Origin of the sequence: Glycocaulis alkaliphilus (genome assembly GCF_004000605.1) — a bacterium.
Classification (GTDB): Bacteria; Pseudomonadota; Alphaproteobacteria; order Caulobacterales; family Maricaulaceae; genus Glycocaulis; species Glycocaulis alkaliphilus.
On record NZ_CP018911.1, the window covers coordinates 1,901,669 to 1,921,038 of the forward strand.

The window sequence follows — 19,370 nt, forward strand, 5'->3', positions numbered from 1 at the left end:
CCGCAACGCACCGGCCCGGACCGGAGGGGCGCGCATCAAAATCGCCGCACCGGGGCCGGAAAATCGCGATGATCTGACCGCCAATGCCTTGACATGGCGCGTTTTCAGGCAAACGGTCCGCCCCGGTGGCGGCTGGCACGGCGCATGCGTTCCGGCCAGCTGGCGGACCTGACGGCCGCGCGGGGAATGATGGACGATACTGGCAACATACCCGGCCCCCACGCCCCGCCCCGGCGCAGCCTGCGCGCGCGTGTGCTGGACTGGGTCCGCGGCCCCGGCGCGGTCAGGGTCGCCGGCCTGACGGCCCTGCGCATCCTCGCCGCCATCGGCACGCTGCTCTCGGTGACGGTTATTGTGCGCGTCTTCCCGGTGGAGGCCGCAGGGCAGTTCTTCGTTTTCCTGGCCGCAGCCCAGTTCGTGGCGGGCGCGGCGCTGGCCCCCCTTCTCACGCTGGCGATACGCTTTGGCTCGGTTCACAAGGCCGATGGCGACCGCGACGCGCTGGGCCGGCTGATCGTGTTTGGCGGCGGCGCGATTGTGTCCGTGGCCGGGCTGGTATTCCTGGCCCACCCGCTGGTCACGCAAGGCGGCTCGCTCGTTCCCGGTGAAGCATGGGCCTTTGCCGCTGTGGCGGCCCTGAGCGGCGCGATGTTCTTCCTTGGCGGACTGGCGCGCGTGAATGGCAAGGTTATAGCCGCCATCGTACCGGAGAACGTGCTGCGCCCCGCCGGCCTCGCCCTCGCCGCGATCACGCTATGGCTGGCAGGCGCGGCGGCCTTTCCCGCGCTCAGCGCCGCTTACGCCGTTGTCCTCGTTGCGGTCTGCGCAGTTCTGGTCCTTATGGCGCCGTGGCGGGCGGCGCGCTTCGCTCCGGCGCCAATCCCTGCCTGGCGGCCCTATTTCAAGGCTTACGGGCCGCTTCTTGTTTACAGTTTTGGAAACACAGCTCTTGCAACCGTTCATATCCTGATAGTTGCCTACGTGGTTTCAGTTGAGGCAGTGCCCGCTTTTAAGGCTGCTGTGCAATACGCACTCTTGTTAGCGACGGGCGTGCAGTTTGCCGAACTAATCTATGGGCCACAGATCGCGATCGCGCACCAAAGGGGTGACCTGCCCGCCCTGCAGCGTCTTGCCCAATCCTCCTCGCGCCTTGCGTTAGGGTTTTACGCATTGGCTTTTGCGCCGCTACTGACCGGCCCGTTCATGTTCGAGCTTGCCTTCGGGGAGATCGGCAGGGAAGCTTGGGGCTTGGCACTGATCCTATGCACCGGGCGGTTTGTCAGTGCGTGGTTTGGCACCGTCGCAAATATTGCCAACCTGTCCGGCCGCACCACACAGTTCGCGCTCACGCAAGGCGCCGGCGTCTGTGTGTTGATTGTCGCAGGGCCGATATTAGGCAACCATTTCGGCAACATGGGAGTGGCGTTGGCGTCCGCGCTCGCAATGACAAGCTGGGTGCTGGTGAGCGTATTTCTCCTGCAACGGAGCCTGAATATAAAAATGGGCCCAATAGGAGCGCGGCGATCTACATGACTTCGACAAAGAAGTATCAATTAGCTCCGCGAAAAATTGCAACGACAGCATTATTTCTGGCTGTCATGTTCCCGTATATCGGGCCTATACCGGGAATAGACACTCAACCTTTTGCCGCGATGATAGCGGCACTTATTGGCATTTATGCCTTACGTATAAATGACCCAATCGTGCAGTCGGCAGCCTTTTCAGCGATCATTGTAACTGCTCACAGCATATTATTCAGCAACGATGCCACAATAACATATATCGCTCGCAGTTTTTTTCCTATTTTTACTGCACTATTTATATACATTTGCTGCAAAGAAAACTGGTTTAAATTCAATGTAACCAACATAATGTTGGTCGCCGGCGTATACATAGCGGTAGGCCTAATTCAAAAATTTATAGATCCCAGCTTTCTGACCGGGCTGGTATCGCGGCCCACGGAACACATTAACCTTCTGATTCAAAGTGGACGAGGCCTCCGCTCATTAGCCCCTGAACCAGCTCAACTCGGGCACACGCTCACCATTTTTAATGTGTTAGTATTTCTGCTTTTCTCAAGCCGGATATCCAATATAAGCACAACTACATTTATTTTTATTTCGTTGATATTGCTTTCTGCAAACATATATATATCATCATCACTATATTCTTTTGCTGTTCACGGAATAATAGTTTTTGTAATTTTTCTTCTTTACCGCCCTACTGTGCTGGCTGCCAGTTTGGCGGCGCTAATTTTGTATGGCGCATTCGAGTTGTTTGGCTCGATTACAGGGCAGGACAGTCGGTTTTTTGTCCTACTCAATGATGCTCGCTCAAATCCAGAAAGTCTTTTTCGTTACGGCGCCATATATAGAGTTTTCAACATTCCAATTTCAATAATCTCGTCGATTCAGTACGGCATCTTTGGATTTGGGCCTAGCGACGAGAAGGTCGTCGTTTATCTAAATATGTTTGGAATTGAATTTTCGTTTTTGGCCGGAGGACGAAACTTAGGCGGACTCATCGAATTTTTTCTACAGTTTGGAATACTGTCGGCAGCGCATTATATTTTAGTGTTTATTATATTTATTGGAAGCATGAAACGATTGGCGCAAGGGCTAAAAAAGTCCGCTAGGGTTAAACTGTATACAGTTTATATTCTATCATTGGTTCTACTTGGGTTTCAATATGGATCTACGTCGAATCCGCTTCTTTGGCTCCTGTTGGTAGTAGGATGGTGTGCGACGGCAGTTAATTCGCGGCAGCACTTCCTCCCCTACCGCCAAGCCTCAAGGCCGGGAATGATGCCGTAATAGCGCTCAGGCGCCATGGGCAGGAGGCCGGGCGTAACGGTCAGGGCGGCGATCCAGACAACTGTGCCAGGGGTGGCGAACACGCGCATGGCGATATTGTCATAGCCTGGATGCTGGCGCGGATTACTGACGAGCTGGCGCGTGACCTGCCGCCAGCCATCATCCGGCGTAAGGCGTTGCGTGGTAGCTTGCGGCACACCGTCAAGAAACAGCCGGTTGGCACTGCTGACATCGGTGCATGCCAGGCTGCCCGACTTTACCAGAACATGCATGTTGATGGTCAGCTCTGGCGGCTGCGGCAGTTGGGGCGTCTGCAATGGCAGGTAATGGGTTGTGCCGTTGACTGTGCGCACGGTGGAGGTGCCGCTGCCTGCCGTTACCTGCAGGACAAAGAACTCCACCCCGTAACGGCGGAAGGCCGGGTCTTTGAGGCGGGTGACGAGGGCATCAATGTCCGGATCTAGCGCTCCGCCCGGCCCGCCATAAGTGCTGTTATTATAAATATATTTCGGACCGCCCACGAACACTGCGCCGTTCACTGGCTGCAGATAGGCGGGCGCCTCGAATGAACTAACGAGGGCGCTTTGCGGCTCGGGGCTGCCACCGAACCGGCCGGCATCTTTCAGCAGGTTGAAGCTGTTGGCCACCGGCGGGGTGTGCGGGCAGGAGACGGCGCCGCTCGCCGCATCAATGACTAGCGCGTCCCGCCAGTCAGCCCCGTTGGCGCTGACCTTGATATGGAAATCGTCATCGCCCGTGGTGCCAAACTCCGCCCGGCCCGACCAGCCCGTCTGGTAGAGCAGGCTCGCAGTGCCGCCGGGCGCCGCCTTGTTCAGCTTCAACTGGATGCCGCCATTGCCCGGCGTCACATCATCATGGCTGAACAATACCGCATCGGACTTTACCGCCAGCCGGTTGGTTTCATCCGCCTCCGTATTTACCCCCGCCATCGCCGCCGGGTTGAGGCCCGCGCCGGCAAACGCGCTCCAGGCCTCGCCGTCAAAGACCAGCGCCCCGCCCTCATCGGCGATCCACGCCGTCCACCCCGTCTGCGGCGCGAAGAACCGCCATGCCCCGTCCTGAAACGCGGCGAGATGGCCCTCAGGCACGCCGGTCCACGGCCCGCTTGCCGCGTCTGCCACGATATGGCGCTCCCCGGCCTCCGGCTCTTCGGGCGGCGCGGATAGCTGGCGGCTGGCGACACTCAGCTGCACCAGCGCATCCAGCATGAGGAGCGCGTCATTGTGCGTGACGTGCTTTTGCGCCTGGGCGGGCATGATGAAGGGCAGGTTCAGATTGGAAGTGGCGTTCACGGGCTGGCGGTTCCTGTCTGTGGTTCGACAAGCGGTCAATTTGGCCCGGAACGCGCCCCAGCCGGATTGATTTGGCGGATTTTTTGCCTCTGCAGGCGATTTTCGCCCTCCGGGCACTGGACAGGCGCCTCATCTGTCCGCAAGAAGCGGCGAAGGGACGGCGGCTCCGCCGCGCGGGGGGATATGAATTGGCGCAAAAAGCATCCCAAACGGGCATCGGCGTGGCCAGTCGCATGACGATTTGTTGCGCGAAACGGGTGCTCCCATGACCGCTGTCGAATGGATGGACCGGACCTTCTATCCTGGTGTGGAGGGCCGCTGGGATGACCGCCTGTTCCGCGACCGCATCCTTTCCGCGTTGGGCCACGATGCAGAGATACTGGATGTTGGCGCGGGGGCCGGAATCATCGAGCTAATGAACTTCCGTGGTATTGCGCGGCGAGTGTGCGGGGTTGATCTGGACCCCCGCGTTAAAGCCAACCCCAACCTCGATGAAGGGCGCGTAGCCGATGCCGGTGCCATCCCGTTCGAGGACAACCGGTTCGACCTTGCCTTCTCCGACAATGTGGTCGAGCATCTCGACGATCCAGCAACTGTCTTTGCCGAGGTCTTTCGGGTGCTAAAGCCCGGCGGACGCTTCCTATTCAAGACCCCGAACCGCTTCCACTACATGCCATTGATCGCGCAGGCGACGCCGCACGGGTTTCACCGATGGATCAACCGCAAGCGCGGACGCGCAGAGGTCGATACCTTTCCGACACGTTACCGGGCAAATTCTGCGCTAAAAGTACGCCAGCTCGCCGCCTCGATCGGCTTCGAGGAGGAACGCCTTGAACTGGTGGAGGGGCGGCCCGAATACATGCGTCTATCGCCGATCACTTATGCCGCCGGTATCGCCTATGAGCGTACCGTCAATGCAAGCGGCTTTTTGCAGAACCTTCGTGTCCTGATGATGGCTACCCTGCGCAAGCCGGAGTAGTCGAACGAAATGACCTCCATCCATCGGGTGGAAGACGCCTAAAAGTGACCGCCATACAAGCATTGCTCCGCCGCCAGTCTCGAGTTTTCAAAGGCGCTTTCGGAAAGCGATCCACCACCGACATGGCCTCTTCATCACAGCACACCCTGATGCGCTATTTCGAGACGCTCCGTCACCTCAAGCCCGGGCAGGTTTATCACCGCATCTGGTTCCGGCTGGCGCGTCCCAAACCGGACCTGCGCGCAGCACCGTCCCGCCGTCCCGCCGCAGCCCAGTGGAGCGCGCCTGCCCGGCGCCATCCTTCGATGACCGGCGCTACCAGTTTCCGCTTCCTCTCAGAGCCTGCATCACTGGATGAAGCAGGCTGGGACGATCCCGCGCGCGACAAGCTGTGGCGCTACAATCTCCACTATTTCGACGATCTGAACGCGGCAGATGCCAGCGCCCGCGCCCACTGGCACGGTGCGCTCATCCATCGCTGGATAGCGGAAAACCCGCCGGGCAAGGGCACAGGCTGGGAACCCTACCCCGTTTCCCTTCGCATCGTGAACTGGATCAAATGGCTGCTGGCCGGCAACGTGCCGCCGCCCGGCATGGTGGACAGCCTTGCCGTTCAGACGCGCTGGCTGATGGGGCGGCTGGAATACCATCTGCTCGGCAATCATCTGTTTGCCAATGCCAAGGCGCTGGTCTTTGCCGGATTATGGTTTGACGGACGCCAAGCAGATAGCTGGCGCCAGACGGGCTTTTCCATTCTGGCGCGGGAATTCGACGAGCAGATTCTGCCCGATGGCGGGCAGTTCGAGCTGAGCCCCATGTATCACGCTCTGGCGGTCGAGGACGTGCTAGACCTTGTGAACATCACGGCCGTCTTCGCTGACGCGCTGGAACCAAGGCTAGCCCCCTCTGCAGATCACTGGCGTCATTGCGCGCCGCTTATGCTGCGCTGGCTTGCGGCACTGTCCCATCCCGACGGAAAGATCAGCTTTTTCAACGATGCGGCCTTTGGCATAGCGCCCAATAATCACGAGCTTGCGGCCTACGCCGGGCGCCTGGGCCTCGTCCCCTCGCCTGCCTCTCCTGGCCCGGTCTTTCTGGAAGACAGCGGCTATGCCCGGCTGGAGCTTGGCGAGGCCGTCCTCATCGCTGACCTCGCCGCCATCGGCCCAGACTATCTGCCCGGCCATGCTCATGCCGATACGCTCAGTTTCGAGCTATCCCTGTTCGGCCAGCGCGTGATCGTGAATTCAGGCACTTCTGTTTACGGCACCGGGGCTGAGCGCCAGCGCCAGCGCGGCACACCGGCCCATTCCACGGTGAATATTGCCGGCGAGAACTCCTCCGATGTCTGGAGCGGGTTCCGGGTGGGGCGGCGCGCCAAGATCTCCCGCCGCCATGTGGAGTTCTTGCCGGAACGTCAGACCGCCACGGCCAGCCATGACGGCTATCGCCATCGCCCCGGCAGGCCGGTCCATACGCGCACCATCGCCCTGGACGGGCAACGCCTCACCATCGAGGACACGATTTCAGCGCCCGGCGGCAACCCGGCAGAGGCGGTCTTCCACCTCCACCCTGATGTGAGCGTGCAGCAGGACAGCGAAGCGCACGGCACGCTGACCCTGCCCGGTGGCAAACGCGTGAACTGGCAGGCGGAGGGCGGGCGTGCGCGCATCGCGCCATCCAGCTGGCATCCGGAGTTCAAGGCGCGCCATACATCAAACTGTCTCGTCCTGCCGCTAAGAGGCGGGAAGTCTCGGCTATGGCTGAATTGGGGCGGTGATACCGCCAAGGGATCAAAGTTTCGCCCATGAGAATTCTGATCATTTCCCAGTACTTTTTGCCGGACATAACTGCCGCGGCGTTCCGGATCGCAGAAACCGCCGACATACTGGCGGAAAACGGGCATTCGGTATCGGTGATCTGCGCCAAGCCTCACCGCTCAAAAGGCGAGGAAGGTGATACTGACAGCAACTACCCCGTGAAGCGGATAGGAATCCTGCCCTTAAACAAGGGCGGTATGGCCGCTTACATTCTTCATTATTTCTCGTTTGTGATCGGCGCGATCTTTTCCGGTATCGGGATCGTGCGGCGCTTCAAACCTGATATTGTCTGGACAACCTCACCGCCACTATTCGTCGGGATGGCCGGGGTTTTTCTTTCCCGGCTCGCCGGAGCACCCCTTGTTCTGGACATACGGGACATCTGGCCGGATTCGGCCGTAGCCGTTGGCCAGATCGGCAAGGGCGGCACGGCCTTCCGCATGGGCCGCATTCTTGAAACATGGCTATATCGCCGCGCTGCGGCAATAACCTGCGTGGCAGAGCCCATGGCGCAGTATCTCATGGAGACCGCGCAGCGCCAGGACGTAACGGTGATCTACAACGGGCCGCGCCGGTCCGCGCTGCCTCAGCCCGGGACCTCCCTTGAAACACGGACAACAAAGACCTTGCTTTACGCGGGAAATCTCGGCCACGCCCAAGGTCTTGACGTCCTGATTTCCGCTTTTGACCAGGTTGCGCAGACCGAAGCTGGAGAAGGCTGGCATCTGGAGATCATCGGCTCTGGCGCGGTGGAGGCCGAGTTGAAAAGCCAGGCCGCCAGCGGCAAGAGCTCGAACCGCATACGTTTCACGGGCGCCCTGAACAAGGCCGCCGCCTTGAAAAAAATGGCGTCGGCAAACCTGCTGTTTCTCAACATCAGGTCAGACGAAGCCTTTGAGCTGACCATACCGTCAAAGGTTTTTGACTACATGCTGACGGGGGTTCCAGTCCTTGCGGGCATAGCCGGGGAAGGCGCACAAGTGCTGGGTCAGTCGGGTGGCAATGTCCTCTTCAAGCCCTCTGATCATGACGAGCTTTGCCGGCAGATGGAGCACGCATTTCGGGACGTGGAGCAGCTGGAAACGAACGCCAGAGAGAACAAAAAGATTGTGCTGGAAAATTATTCCCGCGAGGCCTCTACCGGCAAGCTGGAGCAGCTCTTTTACGCATTATCGGGGCAGACAAAGCCATGAACATACTGATTACTGGCGGAAGCGGCTTTATCGGCACGGTTCTGGCAACCCGGCTCCTGGAACAGGGGCACAGGGTTCGGATTTTTGATAAAAACCCGTCCGCAACGCATCAGCATGTCACGCGCATCGGAGACATCCGCGACTACGACGCCGTGCAGTCGGCTTGTTCGGGCATGGACGCCGTCATCCACCTCGCAGCAGAGCATGCAGACGATGTGGATCCCGTATCGCTCTATTATGACGTGAATGTCGATGGCGCGCGAAATATCGCACGCGCATGCACCGCGTCTGGCATCGCAACATTGATCTTCACCAGCACGGTCGCTGTTTATGGCCTGAATGCAGGCGTCGCCGATGAGGACGCGCCCCCGGCTCCCTTTAACCATTACGGTAAAAGCAAGTACGCCGCAGAGGCGGTTCTTGCCGAGTGGGCTGAAAGCAATGCTGGCAGCAGGCTCGTTATTATTCGGCCCTCGGTGGTTTTTGGTGAAAACAACAGGGGCAATGTCTATAATCTTATTGAGTCCATTCAAAAAGGACGCTTCATAATGGTTGGCGGCGGCGCGAACCATAAGTCCATGAGCTATGTTGAAAACCTCGTTCTTTTCATTGTCCGTGCAATGTCGCAGACCCGGCCGGGCGTCGCGATATACAATTATGCGGATCAGCCAGACCTGTCGTCCGGAGAGATTGTAAGCATAATTCACGAAGCGCTGGGCAAGCGCCAGCCGCGAATTCGGATCCCCTACTGGATCGGCATTGCCGGTGGTCACGCCCTCGACCTCATTGCCAAGCTTTCCGGCAGACGCTTCCCGATCAGCGCCATCCGCATAAAGAAGTTCAACGCCAGCACGGAGGTCAGCTCTGCCAAAGCCCGCGCGACCGGCTTCGAGGCGCCATTCAGCCTTCGGGACGGGCTCACCAGAATGATCGAAGCGGAGTTCCACCCTTCAGCCGAGGATGGCAGCAAGGCGCCGCATGGATAGCGGCACGCCAGCGCCCGCCGCTTGCTTAACAACCCGTTACGCAAATGCAACATCCGTGCGGTAAAGTGCCGGAATTGGGGGCGCTGTCCTGTAGCCGGAGTGATTCACATTGCGGAGCAGGGTGCGCAAGTGTCACGGTCCGCGCGGGACGCTGGCAGGAATGATGGCAGCAATGGACAATCGCGGCACTCTTCTGGGGAGGGATGCAGACGGCCTGCTGGCACTCCGGCAGAGCGTCCAGATGCGCACGTCCGGTCAGCCCGGCCCCTCACCGCGCGATGACGCTGGCCGCGCCTCGCCGGGGCGCGAAACCGGCGGAATGGGAAAGCGCCTTTTTGACATTGTAATTGCCGGAGCTGCCCTGACCTTCATGCTGCCACTGCTGCTGGCAACGGCTCTGCTTGTCAGGCTGACCAGCAAAGGGCCAGTTCTCTTCTGGTCGGCGCGTGATAACGGCAATGGCGGCACATTCCCCATGCCGAAATTCCGTACAATGCAGGCCGGGTCGCCGCTGCAACCGCGCGAGCAGTTCACCACTGCACCTCCCAGCCTGACCCCGCCGGGCCAGTTCCTCCGCCGCACCAGCGTGGACGAGTTGCCCCAGCTTATCCCGGTGCTCACAGGCAAGATGAGCCTGATCGGCCCGCGCCCCTTATTGCCCAGCGATCCGGGGGTTTACGAGCGCAGGCGGCTTGCCAACGGCAAGCGGTCGCGGCCAGGCCTGACCGGGCTGGCGCAGATCAGCGGGCGCAACGACCTGAGCGCGCGCAAGAAGGCACGCTATGACCAGTTCTATACCGATCACTGGTCCTGGCGCCTCGATATGTGGATCCTCTGGCAGACCGTAAAGGTCGTCATCTCGCGCGCGGGCGTGCTTTAGCGGGTAATGCCCGCCCCTTACTGTGCATGGAGCGCCGCTGGAACACGAGCGACGTCAAGGCTGTACACTGTCACCACGCCTGTCGCCTCCCGCGAGTTTCCACCCCCTGCCCGCCGTGTGGCTGCGGGGAAAATTCTCATTTCAATGCTGCCGGCCGCTTGCACGGGAGGGATCAGCGCCTCGAGGGATATTCTGCCGTCATCGGCCATATTGGACCGAAGCACCGCGAATGCCTCGCCGCGAGCCCGGACAGCTCCTGTCATCGGGTCAACATAGATATTGTACTGCTTCAGGTCTGCCGCCTCGCCAATCTCGATACGGATGAGTATCTCGGCGCGTTGCCCGTGCGAGCTGGCAATCTCGCTACGCAATGCCAGCCCTTCATTCTCCGCCAGAAAAAGTCCGGCACGATTGGGCGTTGTGGTAATACGCCGAGAAACATAGTCGCCACTTGAATCGTCCCTGAGGAGCCGGGCTTGCGAACCAGCCGCACCGAGGACCGCCGCAAGGTCAAAGGGGTGAAGCTCGCCCCACGCAATAGTGGAGCTGCGCGGGGCGAATTGTGCCAAAGGCGCGAAGACCGCCTCAGCCAGCGGATCATCGCGGAGGGCCTCGCCCAAAAGGATCGATCCATGAGCGCTCACATGCCCATCATCGTAATAAACGAGTTGCCTGTCGAGAAAGGCCGAACACTGCCCCTCGCGGCAAATCACATCGTTAAAATCAAAATAGGTTGCGCCCGCTCGGCGGGCTGATTGCGCGATTTGCTCATTGATCGCATCAATCACCCCACGCGGCGCCTCCCAGCGGGCCCCGCAATCGAGAAACGGCAGGCGCAGCCTCTTCCAAAGGCAATTCCGGTCGAAATTGCCAATGCGTGAGACCTGGCCGAGAACTATCACATACGTACCGGCCCCGGTCAGGCCACGGACCGTGGCCTCCAGCTCGTCCAGCATCAACGGCGTATCCCGCAGGGCGTAGGTGTCCCAGCTGGCGGAGATAATGACTGCGCTATACTGGCGGGCAGCCTCAGTCATCATGCGCGCAGAATTCACACATTCATCCAGCCTTGCTTGCCGCGCAAATACCCTCGCTTCGTTCGCAAAGGGCGGGCACGCGCTGTGAGCGGCATTGCGAAACGCAAAGCCATAGCGCTCGGCAAGCACACCAAGAGCGGGCACATAGTGGCCGGCGTGGCTGTCACCCCATACGAGCACGAGCGGTTCGTCATCGGTGTTGACGGTGCATGCCGGATTCAAAAGGTCATTTGGCGTAAGATTGGGCCGCTGACACACATAAGCCAGCCGCGAGGCAGGTTCCGCCGCCCCCTCATAACTCGCAACGCTTGCCCGATACCCGGCATCAAAATAGCGCCACGCATACCCGCCCGTCATTACGACCACGCCCACCACCAGTGCGATCATCAGGGCGGGCGCCGCAAAGTGAACGGTAAACAGCCGGGAAAAACTGGCCCGGCTGTGCCGGACCGGCGTCTCGATAAAATAGTAGGACGCGGCCGAAAGACCGAAGGTCAGCGCGATCGCAACAAGCTGATGAGCCAGCAACAAATCGCCGAACATGTAGCGGGAGTACGCCAGAATCGGCCAGTGCCACAGATAGAGCGAGTAGGAGAGCAACCCGATCCAGACGACCGGGCGCCAGGCCAGCAGCCTTCCCAGCGTAGTGGGCCGCGAGGCACCAGCGACGATGATGGCCGCTGTACCGGCAGTTGCCGGCAGGGCGGCAAATCCCGGAAACAGGCTTTCGGCATTGAGCGCTATCAGGCTCCAGCCGATGGCGAGAACGCCGGTCCATGACAATATCTCGCGCCCTGCCCGACCGAGCTTGTCCGCTACGCCTCGCTCGGTCAGCGCATACGCAAGTGCGCCGAGCAATAGCTCACCGGCCCGCGCAGGCAGCATGTAGTAGGCAAACATTGGATGCTCACCCAGGAGCGTCTGGGCCAGCGCGAACGACGCCATCGCCGCGATGATGATTGCTACAATGCCAACACGGCGAGTCAGCCAGACGGCGCCGGCAATCCCCAGAATGGCGGGCCAGACGATATAGAACTGCTCCTCCACGCCGAGAGACCAGAGGTGAAGCAGCGGTTCCAGAGCAGCACTGTCGGCAAAATAGTCCGTATCCAGCCCGAAGGTGAAGAACACATTGGCGGCAAAGAAAATGCTCGCCAGCGCCGATAGCGCCATGCGCTGATTGTCAGGCTCGTTGAGGATGAACTGACCGGCGAGAAGCGTTGCCCCTATCACCGTAAAAAGGACAGGGAATAACCGCTTTATGCGCCGGCGATAGAACTCGGCATAGCTGAAACTGCCGGTTTGATGGGCCTTGGCGATAACGCCGGTGATCAGAAATCCGGATATGACGAAGAAAATGTCGACGCCAATAAAGCCACCGGGCATCCAGCTGGCATTGGCATGAAACAGAATGACTGACAGCACAGCAACAGCGCGCAACCCGTCAATGTCGGCCCGATAGGCCATCTCTGACGCATGTCCACTGAACGACACGGTTTTTTCAACTCCCCCGGAGAAGCTCATTTAGAGCCATGAGGGGTCTAGCCGGTAGCGGCACGATGAGCAACGAACAACCCTGACCTGAGCTGGCATGCGGCGGACAGGCGAGGCCCGTCAATCAAACGAACAGACAGGGCAGCCATCGCAGGAGAATCTGGTGGGTGGTGACGGGGTCGAACCGCCGACCTACTCGGTGTAAACGAGTTGCTCTACCAGCTGAGCTAACCACCCTTCCAGAGGCCGCTGTTTAGCGCCGCGCGCGCGCGCGGGCAATCGCCGCGCTGCCATCAGTTGCACCGAAGCTGCGGCCTATGCTCCGCCCCGCCTGGCCGGCTCCAGCCGGTCCGATCCGTAAGACCCGAACGAATGGACTGACACCGCATGGCTGTGCAGCGTCTCGAGCGCACGCGCCACGTTCGGGTGCTCCTCATGACCATCAAGGTCGAGGAAGAACATTTGCTGCCACGGCTTGCCCGCAATCGGCCGGCTTTCCAGCTTGGTCAGGCTCACCCCTTCCTTGCGGAAGCCGTCCAGCGCGCTGACCAGCGAGCCGGCAGCGTCCGACGTCACAATGACGAGCGATGTCTTGCAGGGCAGCAGCGGCGAAGCCGGTTCGGGGTCAATCGCCAGCGCGACGAAGCGCGTGTAATTCTCCGGGTGATCGGAGGCTTGTGAATCGATCACATTCAGGCCGAACAGGCGCGCTGCGTCGCGCCCTGCCACGGCGGCAATATCCGGCTTGCCCGTCAGCGCCTCGTTCAGCGCCTCGGTGGAGGAACTGACCGCGCGGGTTTTCAGCTCGGGATGACGGGCGAAGAAGCGCTGGGACTGACGCAGCGCCTGGGGGTGGCCCAGCACGGTGCGCACCGTGCCCAGATCGTGCGCCTTGCCGACTATGCAGTGCTCCACCTTGTAATGATGCTCGCCGGCAATCTTCAGCTTCGTATCGCGCAACAGGTCGTAAACTTCGACAATGCCGCCGGTCGTGGTGTTCTCGATGGGGGCAAACCCGTAATCGGCCTCGCCCTTTTCGACCGCTTCAAAAATGCCGGCAAACTCGCGCTGGATCACGGGCATGACGGCGGAGTAGCGCCCCGCGAAATGCGCGTCGGCTGCAAACTGGCTGTAGCTGCCCGGCCCGCCAAGATAGGCCACTTTGGCCTCGTTAAGCGTGGCGGTGCGCACGCGGGCATCCAGCCCGGCGCGCTGACGGCGCAAGGAGTCGTCGATAACCAGCTGGAAGAGCTTTTCAACGAAGGCCTCGTCCAGCCCCTCCTCCCGGCCCAGCGCAATGGCCCGGTCCAGCACCGCCCGTTCCCGCTCCATATCGCGCACCAGCGCGCCGTCACCGGCTTTCAGCGCACCCAGCGCCTCGGCCAGCCGCCGCCGCTCCACCAGCGTGCGCACAAGATTGGCATCTGTCTGGTCAATCGCATTGCGAAGGCTTGCACGCTCTTCGGTCCGGCTGTCGCTGTGTGTGGTCATGGCACCCTGCCCTCTTGTCCCTGAAATGAAAAACGGCCCCGTCCGGTTTGATGGAGGGGGCCGTGAAATCCGTCTGGCTGCTAGTATGCGCGCAGATTTCACCCGCCCCCGGTAAAGAGGCCGAAATAATAGCGGGTGGCAAAAATGCTGCGAGTGCTCATGCGCGCACTGTGAGCGCGAAATCGGGCGCGGTCAACGCCCTATGGCAACGGGCTTGGCAATGCCTCACCCGCGTGGAACGCTATGGCCAGCGCACATGAAGGACATAACAGCCATGAAACACTTCGCCCTCGGGCTAGCCGCACTCGCTCTTGCCGCCTGCACGCCGCCAGAGGGCCAGGAGGGCTATGGCACCCCGCAATCGGAGGTGATTGCCGCCCGGATCGTCACCTCGCTTGGTGTGATTGAGCTGGAGCTTTATCCCGATGCTGCGCCGGCATCAGTCGCCAATTTCATCGAACATGCGCAAGCCGGGCATTACGATGGCGGCTCTTTCTACCGGGCAGTGCGCCCCGACAATGACCGCCCCGGCATCGAGCCCATGCATCTCATTCAGGGCGGCTACGGATTTGACGGCTTGCCAGACGCGCAAGGCATTACCCATGAGCCGACAGAAGAGACCGGCCTGTCGCATGTTTATGGGGCCATATCGATGGCGCGCAATGAACCCGGCACCGCCACGACCGAGTTCTTCATCATGGCCGAAGACTATCCGGGGCTGGATTCCGGCCCCGGCCGGCGCAATCCCGATGAGGCGGGCTATGCGGTCTTTGGCCGGGTCGTTTCGGGCATGGACGTCGTTGCGGCCATCGCGGCGCAGGAAACCGGTCTTGATCGCGCGCCAGAGGACTTCCAGTACCCGCAATTCATCGTGGAGCCGGTGCGGATAGAGAGCGTGCGGGTTACGGAGGAGTAGATTTTGGCCTTGGACTGTCATCCCCCGGCCGCGTTGCGGTCCGGGGGAGCCATTCCTCTCTCATCTTGGTTTCGCAGCCCATCCGGGCTGCGATGTTCCGCGCACTGGCGCGGGCGCGCAGTCGCGCTTGCGGCGCTGCGCGCCGGGGAGCCCATCCGGCCCCGTCAGGGGCCACTAGGCCGAACGGCCGCCCGCAGCGAAGGGTGAGCTTGCGAGCCCGTAAGCGAGGAGCGAAGCCCGGATGGGCTGAGCATCACTAAAGACCCCTAATGCGCTCTTGCCTCGCCCGCCTCGCCAGATGACGGCATGGCAGCCAGAGCTGCCTCGTCGGCCTCGGTCCACTCCACCGGCTCGACCGGATTGACCAAAGCGATGGAGAGCACTTCATCGACGGCTTCCACCGGGATGATGGTGAGGCCAGCCTTCACATTATCCGGCACCTCGGTGAGGTCCTTTTCGTTCTCCTTGGGAATGAGAACGGTCTTGACCCCGCCGCGCAGCGCCGCAAGCAGCTTCTCTTTCAGACCACCGATGGGCAGGACGCGGCCACGCAGCGTGACCTCGCCGGTCATGGCGACATCCTTGCGCACCGGGTTGCCGGTCAGTGCCGAGACGATGGCCGTGACCATGGCGATACCGGCAGACGGGCCATCCTTCGGGGTCGCGCCTTCCGGCACGTGAACGTGAATGTCGGTGCGCCGGAAAATGGTCGGCTTGATACCCACTGACGGCGCGCGCGACTGCACGAAGGAGTTCGCCGCCGAGATGGATTCCTTCATCACATCGCGCAAATTGCCGGTGACCTTCATCTGGCCGCGGCCGGGCATGGTGACAGCCTCGATGGTCAGCAGGTCACCGCCAACTTCCGTCCAGGCAAGCCCGGTGACGAGGCCGACGCGGTCGGCCTCCTCGGTTTCGCCAAAGCGGTATTTCTTCACGCCGAGGAAGCCTTCCAGGCTCTCCGGCGTAATGACCACCTTGTCGGTCTCGCCCTTCTCCAGCTTCACCACGCTCTTGCGGGCGAGGCGCGCCATTTCGCGCTCCAGATTACGCACACCGGACTCGCGGGTATAGTAACGGATCACCTCGCGCAGCGCGTCATCGGTCACCGACCACTCGCCATCTTTCAGCGCGTGGTTCTTCAGCTGGCGAGGAATGAGGTGGCGCCGGGCAATCTCCAGCTTTTCATCCTCGGTATAGCCCGCGATACGGATGATCTCCATCCGGTCGAGAAGCGGCTGAGGCATGTTCAGCGTGTTCGCCGTGGTGATGAACATCACGTCGGAGAGATCGTAATCCACTTCCAGATAGTGGTCGTTGAACGTCGCGTTCTGTTCCGGGTCGAGCACCTCCAGCAGGGCCGAGGCCGGATCGCCGCGATAATCGGCGCCCAGCTTGTCGATCTCGTCCAGCAGGAAGAGCGGGTTGGAATGCTTGGCCTTTTTCATCGACTGGATGACCCGGCCCGGCATCGAGCCGATATAGGTGCGCCGGTGACCACGGATCTCTGCCTCATCGCGCACACCGCCCAGCGACACGCGCACGAAGTCACGTCCCGTGGCTTCCGCAATCGAGCGGCCAAGCGAAGTCTTGCCGACGCCCGGAGGGCCGACAAGGCACAATATGGGCCCGCGGATCTTCTTCGTGCGTGATTGCACGGCCAGATGCTCGACAATGCGCTCCTTGACCTTCTCAAGGCCGTAATGGTCGTTATCGAGCGTGGTCTGCGCCTTGGTCAGGTCGATTTTCGAGCGCTTGCGCTTGTTCCACGGAATGGACAGGAGCCAGTCGAGATAATTGCGCACGACGGTCGATTCCGCCGACATCGGGCTCATCTGGCGCAGCTTCTTGAACTCGGCATCGGCCTTGGTGCGCGCTTCCTTGGTGAGTTTGGTCTTGGCGATGCGCTCTTCAAGCTCGGCCAGCTCCTCGCGGCCATCATCGCCCTCGCCCAGCTCGCGCTGGATCGCCTTCATCTGCTCGTTAAGGTAATATTCGCGCTGGGTTTTTTCCATTTGCCGCTTGACGCGGGAGCGGATTTTCTTCTCCACCTGAAGGACGGAAATCTCGCCCTCCATCAGGCCCAGAACCGTCTCCAGACGGGCCACGACATTCGGGTTGGACAACAGGCCCTGCTTCTCGGTCAGCTTCACCGCCAGGTGCGCAGAAATGGTGTCAGCCATCTTGGCCGCGTCAGAGATTTCGCTGACGACCGAGAGGGCTTCGGGCGGCACCTTCTTGTTCAGCTTGGCATATTCATCGAACTTGTCGGCGGCCGCGCGCATCAGCGCTTCAACCTCGGACTGCGGCCCGGTGTCTTCGTCAACCAGCTCGGCCTCAGCCTCAAAATAGGCCTGATTGTCGCTGAACGCCTTGATGGTGATACGCTGCGAACCTTCCACCAGCACTTTCACCGTGCCGTCGGGCAGCTTCAGAAGCTGCAGTACCGACGCCAGCACACCGGATTCGTAAATGGCATCCGGCTTGGGGTCGTCATCGCCTGCGCTCTTTTGCGTGGCGAGCAATATCTGCTTGCCGCCGCGCATCACTTCTTCCAGCGCGCGCACGGATTTGTCGCGGCCGACAAACAGCGGGACGATCATGTGGGGAAACACCACAATGTCGCGCAAGGGCAGCAGCGGAAGTGTCTTGGTCTCGCTCATACTCATGTCTCCGTTGGCCGCAGCTGGCCCGATAACCGGCTGTGACGGACTGAACCCGTATCGCAGGGTCCGCCAAGGGGTTTAACGGCGCGCTATGCATCTAGCCTCGCGCGCTTCGCTTCGCACAACAAGTGGAAGCTGAAGCGGGCCGGTTCAAGGCGCGCCGCTGTCAGAGCGCCAACAGACAATCTGAGCGCTCCCCTTCCCGCCCCTGAAGGGAGGGGCTGATACGAAAAACGCCCCGGCGAACAGCCGGGGCGTCGATCTTTCCACCATTGTCAGAAGGCGTTAGGCGCCCTGACGCGGTGCCTCTTCCAGCTTGGAGCGGGCTTTGGAATAGATGTAGAGCGGCTTGGCATCGCCATTGACCACTTCGGCGTTCACCACGACCTCTTCCACGCCTTCAAGGCTGGGCAGATCGAACATGGTGTCGAGCAGAATGCCCTCCATGATCGAGCGCAGGCCGCGCGCGCCGGTCTTGCGCAGAATGGCCTTCTGGGCGATGGCGATCAGCGCATCCTCGGTGAAGGACAGGCCCACGCCTTCCATCTCGAACAGGCGCTGATACTGCTTCACCAGCGCGTTTTTCGGCTCGGTCAGGATCTGCATGAGCGCAGCTTCGTCGAGATCTTCCAGCGTCGCGATGACGGGCAGACGGCCCACGAATTCCGGGATCAGGCCGAAGCGCTGCAGATCGTCCGGCTCCACCTCGCGCAGAACATCGCCCTGACGGCGCGCATCCGGGTCACGCACATCGGCGCCAAAGCCGACAGCAGAACCCTTGCCGCGCAGCGAGATGATCTTCTCAAGACCAGCGAACGCGCCGCCGACGATGAAGAGGATATTGGTCGTGTCGACCTGCAGGAATTCCTGCTGGGGATGCTTGCGCCCGCCCTGCGGCGGCACGGAGGCAACCGTGCCTTCCATGATCTTCAGCAGGGCCTGCTGCACCCCCTCACCCGACACGTCGCGCGTGATGGACGGATTGTCAGACTTGCGGCTGATCTTGTCGATTTCATCGATATAGACGATGCCGCGCTGGGCGCGCTCGACATTATAGTCGGCCGCCTGCAGCAGCTTCAGCACGATATTTTCCACGTCCTCGCCCACATAGCCGGCCTCGGTCAGCGTGGTGGCGTCGGCCATGGTGAAGGGCACATCCAGGATGCGTGCCAGCGTCTGGGCCAGCAGCGTCTTGCCGCAGCCTGTGGGGCCGATCAGCAATATGTTGGATTTGGACAGCTCCACATCGGCGTTCTGGGCCGCGTGGTTCAGGCGCTTGTAGTGGTTATGGACAGCCACCGACAGCACGCGCTTGGCGTGCGACTGACCGATCACATAGTCCTGCAGCACCTGGTAGATTTCCTGCGGGCTGGGCACGCCCTCACGGGACTTCACCAGCGAGGTCTTGTTCTCCTCGCGGATAATGTCCATGCACAGCTCCACGCATTCATCGCAGATGAATACGGTCGGCCCTGCGATGAGCTTGCGCACCTCATGCTGGCTCTTGCCGCAGAAGGAGCAGTACAGGGTGCTCTTCCCGTCGCCTGTGGTCGCCTTGGTCATACTCGCTCCAATCGGCAGCGCCCGTGTGTCTTAACATAGGGACCCGATCCGCCATCTTCACCCGTCTGCCGCCGGAATCAGTCCGGTAGGCTACCCTGCAAGATCAGGGCCGGAGCTTGACGAAACGTTTCCCTTCAAACGCCATTCGATCACCAGCGCGCATGTCAATCAAGCGCGAGGTGCTGCCCGCAGCGTAAACTGCGGTTTCAAAACAACAGA

The 19,370-nt window shown here is 60.8% G+C and carries 13 protein-coding genes and 1 tRNA gene; 8 read left to right on the top strand and 6 right to left on the bottom strand.

Annotation, left to right across the window (positions count from 1 at the left end):
• The first annotated feature begins 93 nt into the window (after positions 1–93).
• Both X907_RS09085 and X907_RS09090 read left to right on the top strand, forming a co-directional pair.
• Positions 94–1,533 (top strand): lipopolysaccharide biosynthesis protein, encoded by a 1,440-nt coding sequence (locus X907_RS09085; protein ID WP_127567260.1) that lies wholly within the window; start codon positions 94–96, stop codon positions 1,531–1,533.
• The gene (locus tag X907_RS09090; protein ID WP_127567262.1) at positions 1,530–2,813 is read left to right on the top strand and encodes a hypothetical protein; all 1,284 of its coding nucleotides are present in this window, start codon (positions 1,530–1,532) and stop codon (positions 2,811–2,813) included. Before X907_RS09085 ends, X907_RS09090 begins: the two co-directional genes overlap by 4 nt.
• On the opposite strand, the gene X907_RS09095 is transcribed toward X907_RS09090, so the two are convergent.
• A complete protein-coding gene (locus tag X907_RS09095) occupies positions 2,777–4,126 on the bottom strand; it encodes a DUF2793 domain-containing protein (protein WP_127567264.1) in 1,350 nt (449 codons plus the stop codon). The genes X907_RS09090 and X907_RS09095 overlap by 37 nt on opposite strands.
• A gap of 265 nt (positions 4,127–4,391) precedes the next feature.
• On the opposite strand from X907_RS09095, the gene X907_RS09100 reads away from it, so the two are divergent.
• The 5 genes from X907_RS09100 (at position 4,392) to X907_RS09120 (ending at position 9,984) form a co-directional block, all read left to right on the top strand.
• Positions 4,392–5,105: a class I SAM-dependent methyltransferase gene (locus tag X907_RS09100; protein ID WP_127567266.1), complete on the top strand. Its 714-nt coding sequence runs from the start codon at positions 4,392–4,394 to the stop codon at positions 5,103–5,105.
• Positions 5,106–5,227: 122 nt separating this feature from the next.
• Positions 5,228–6,916 (top strand): heparinase II/III family protein, encoded by a 1,689-nt coding sequence (locus X907_RS09105; RefSeq protein WP_233352275.1) that lies wholly within the window; start codon positions 5,228–5,230, stop codon positions 6,914–6,916.
• On the top strand, positions 6,913–8,118 hold the full coding sequence (locus tag X907_RS09110) for a glycosyltransferase family 4 protein (protein WP_127567268.1): 1,206 nt from the start codon (positions 6,913–6,915) through the stop codon (positions 8,116–8,118). Before X907_RS09105 ends, X907_RS09110 begins: the two co-directional genes overlap by 4 nt.
• Positions 8,115–9,104: an NAD-dependent epimerase/dehydratase family protein gene (locus tag X907_RS09115; protein ID WP_127567270.1), complete on the top strand. Its 990-nt coding sequence runs from the start codon at positions 8,115–8,117 to the stop codon at positions 9,102–9,104. The genes X907_RS09110 and X907_RS09115 overlap by 4 nt, the downstream gene beginning before the upstream one ends.
• Before the next feature lie 160 nt (positions 9,105–9,264).
• Positions 9,265–9,984 (top strand): sugar transferase, encoded by a 720-nt coding sequence (locus X907_RS09120; protein ID WP_127567272.1) that lies wholly within the window; start codon positions 9,265–9,267, stop codon positions 9,982–9,984.
• A 17-nt stretch (positions 9,985–10,001) separates the two neighbouring features.
• Here X907_RS09120 and X907_RS09125 read toward each other — a convergent pair whose 3' ends face one another.
• The 3 genes from X907_RS09125 to X907_RS09135 all read right to left on the bottom strand — a co-directional run bounded on the left by X907_RS09125 (position 10,002) and on the right by X907_RS09135 (position 14,006).
• Positions 10,002–12,515, bottom strand: coding sequence for an acyltransferase family protein (locus X907_RS09125; protein ID WP_170175512.1), 2,514 nt, complete (start codon positions 12,513–12,515; stop codon positions 10,002–10,004).
• Positions 12,516–12,676: 161 nt separating this feature from the next.
• Positions 12,677–12,752, bottom strand: a tRNA-Val gene (locus X907_RS09130).
• Positions 12,753–12,830: 78 nt separating this feature from the next.
• A complete protein-coding gene (locus X907_RS09135) occupies positions 12,831–14,006 on the bottom strand; it encodes a bifunctional chorismate mutase/prephenate dehydratase (protein WP_127567276.1) in 1,176 nt (391 codons plus the stop codon).
• A 274-nt stretch (positions 14,007–14,280) separates the two neighbouring features.
• On the opposite strand from X907_RS09135, the gene X907_RS09140 reads away from it, so the two are divergent.
• Positions 14,281–14,922, top strand: coding sequence for a peptidylprolyl isomerase (locus tag X907_RS09140; protein WP_170175513.1), 642 nt, complete (start codon positions 14,281–14,283; stop codon positions 14,920–14,922).
• 266 nt (positions 14,923–15,188) lie between these two features.
• Here the strand turns inward: X907_RS09140 and lon are convergent, their stop codons facing one another.
• Together lon and clpX are read right to left on the bottom strand one after the other, a co-directional pair.
• On the bottom strand, positions 15,189–17,585 hold the full coding sequence (gene lon, locus X907_RS09145) for an endopeptidase La (RefSeq protein WP_127567280.1): 2,397 nt from the start codon (positions 17,583–17,585) through the stop codon (positions 15,189–15,191).
• A gap of 288 nt (positions 17,586–17,873) precedes the next feature.
• Positions 17,874–19,151 carry an ATP-dependent Clp protease ATP-binding subunit ClpX gene (clpX, locus tag X907_RS09150; protein ID WP_127567282.1) on the bottom strand — a complete coding sequence of 426 codons (1,278 nt, stop codon included), beginning with the start codon at positions 19,149–19,151 and terminating at the stop codon, positions 17,874–17,876.
• Positions 19,152–19,370 lie beyond the last annotated feature (219 nt).

Coding starts and splice junctions, on each gene's coding strand:
- X907_RS09085 (WP_127567260.1), top strand. CDS start 94: ATGGCGCGTTTTCAGGCAAACGGTCCGCCCCGGTGGCGGCTGGCACGG.
- X907_RS09090 (WP_127567262.1), top strand. CDS start 1,530: ATGACTTCGACAAAGAAGTATCAATTAGCTCCGCGAAAAATTGCAACG.
- X907_RS09100 (WP_127567266.1), top strand. CDS start 4,392: ATGACCGCTGTCGAATGGATGGACCGGACCTTCTATCCTGGTGTGGAG.
- X907_RS09105 (WP_233352275.1), top strand. CDS start 5,228: ATGGCCTCTTCATCACAGCACACCCTGATGCGCTATTTCGAGACGCTC.
- X907_RS09110 (WP_127567268.1), top strand. CDS start 6,913: ATGAGAATTCTGATCATTTCCCAGTACTTTTTGCCGGACATAACTGCC.
- X907_RS09115 (WP_127567270.1), top strand. CDS start 8,115: ATGAACATACTGATTACTGGCGGAAGCGGCTTTATCGGCACGGTTCTG.
- X907_RS09120 (WP_127567272.1), top strand. CDS start 9,265: ATGATGGCAGCAATGGACAATCGCGGCACTCTTCTGGGGAGGGATGCA.
- X907_RS09135 (WP_127567276.1), bottom strand. CDS start 14,006: ATGACCACACACAGCGACAGCCGGACCGAAGAGCGTGCAAGCCTTCGC.
- X907_RS09140 (WP_170175513.1), top strand. CDS start 14,281: ATGAAACACTTCGCCCTCGGGCTAGCCGCACTCGCTCTTGCCGCCTGC.
- lon (WP_127567280.1), bottom strand. CDS start 17,585: ATGAGCGAGACCAAGACACTTCCGCTGCTGCCCTTGCGCGACATTGTG.
- clpX (WP_127567282.1), bottom strand. CDS start 19,151: ATGACCAAGGCGACCACAGGCGACGGGAAGAGCACCCTGTACTGCTCC.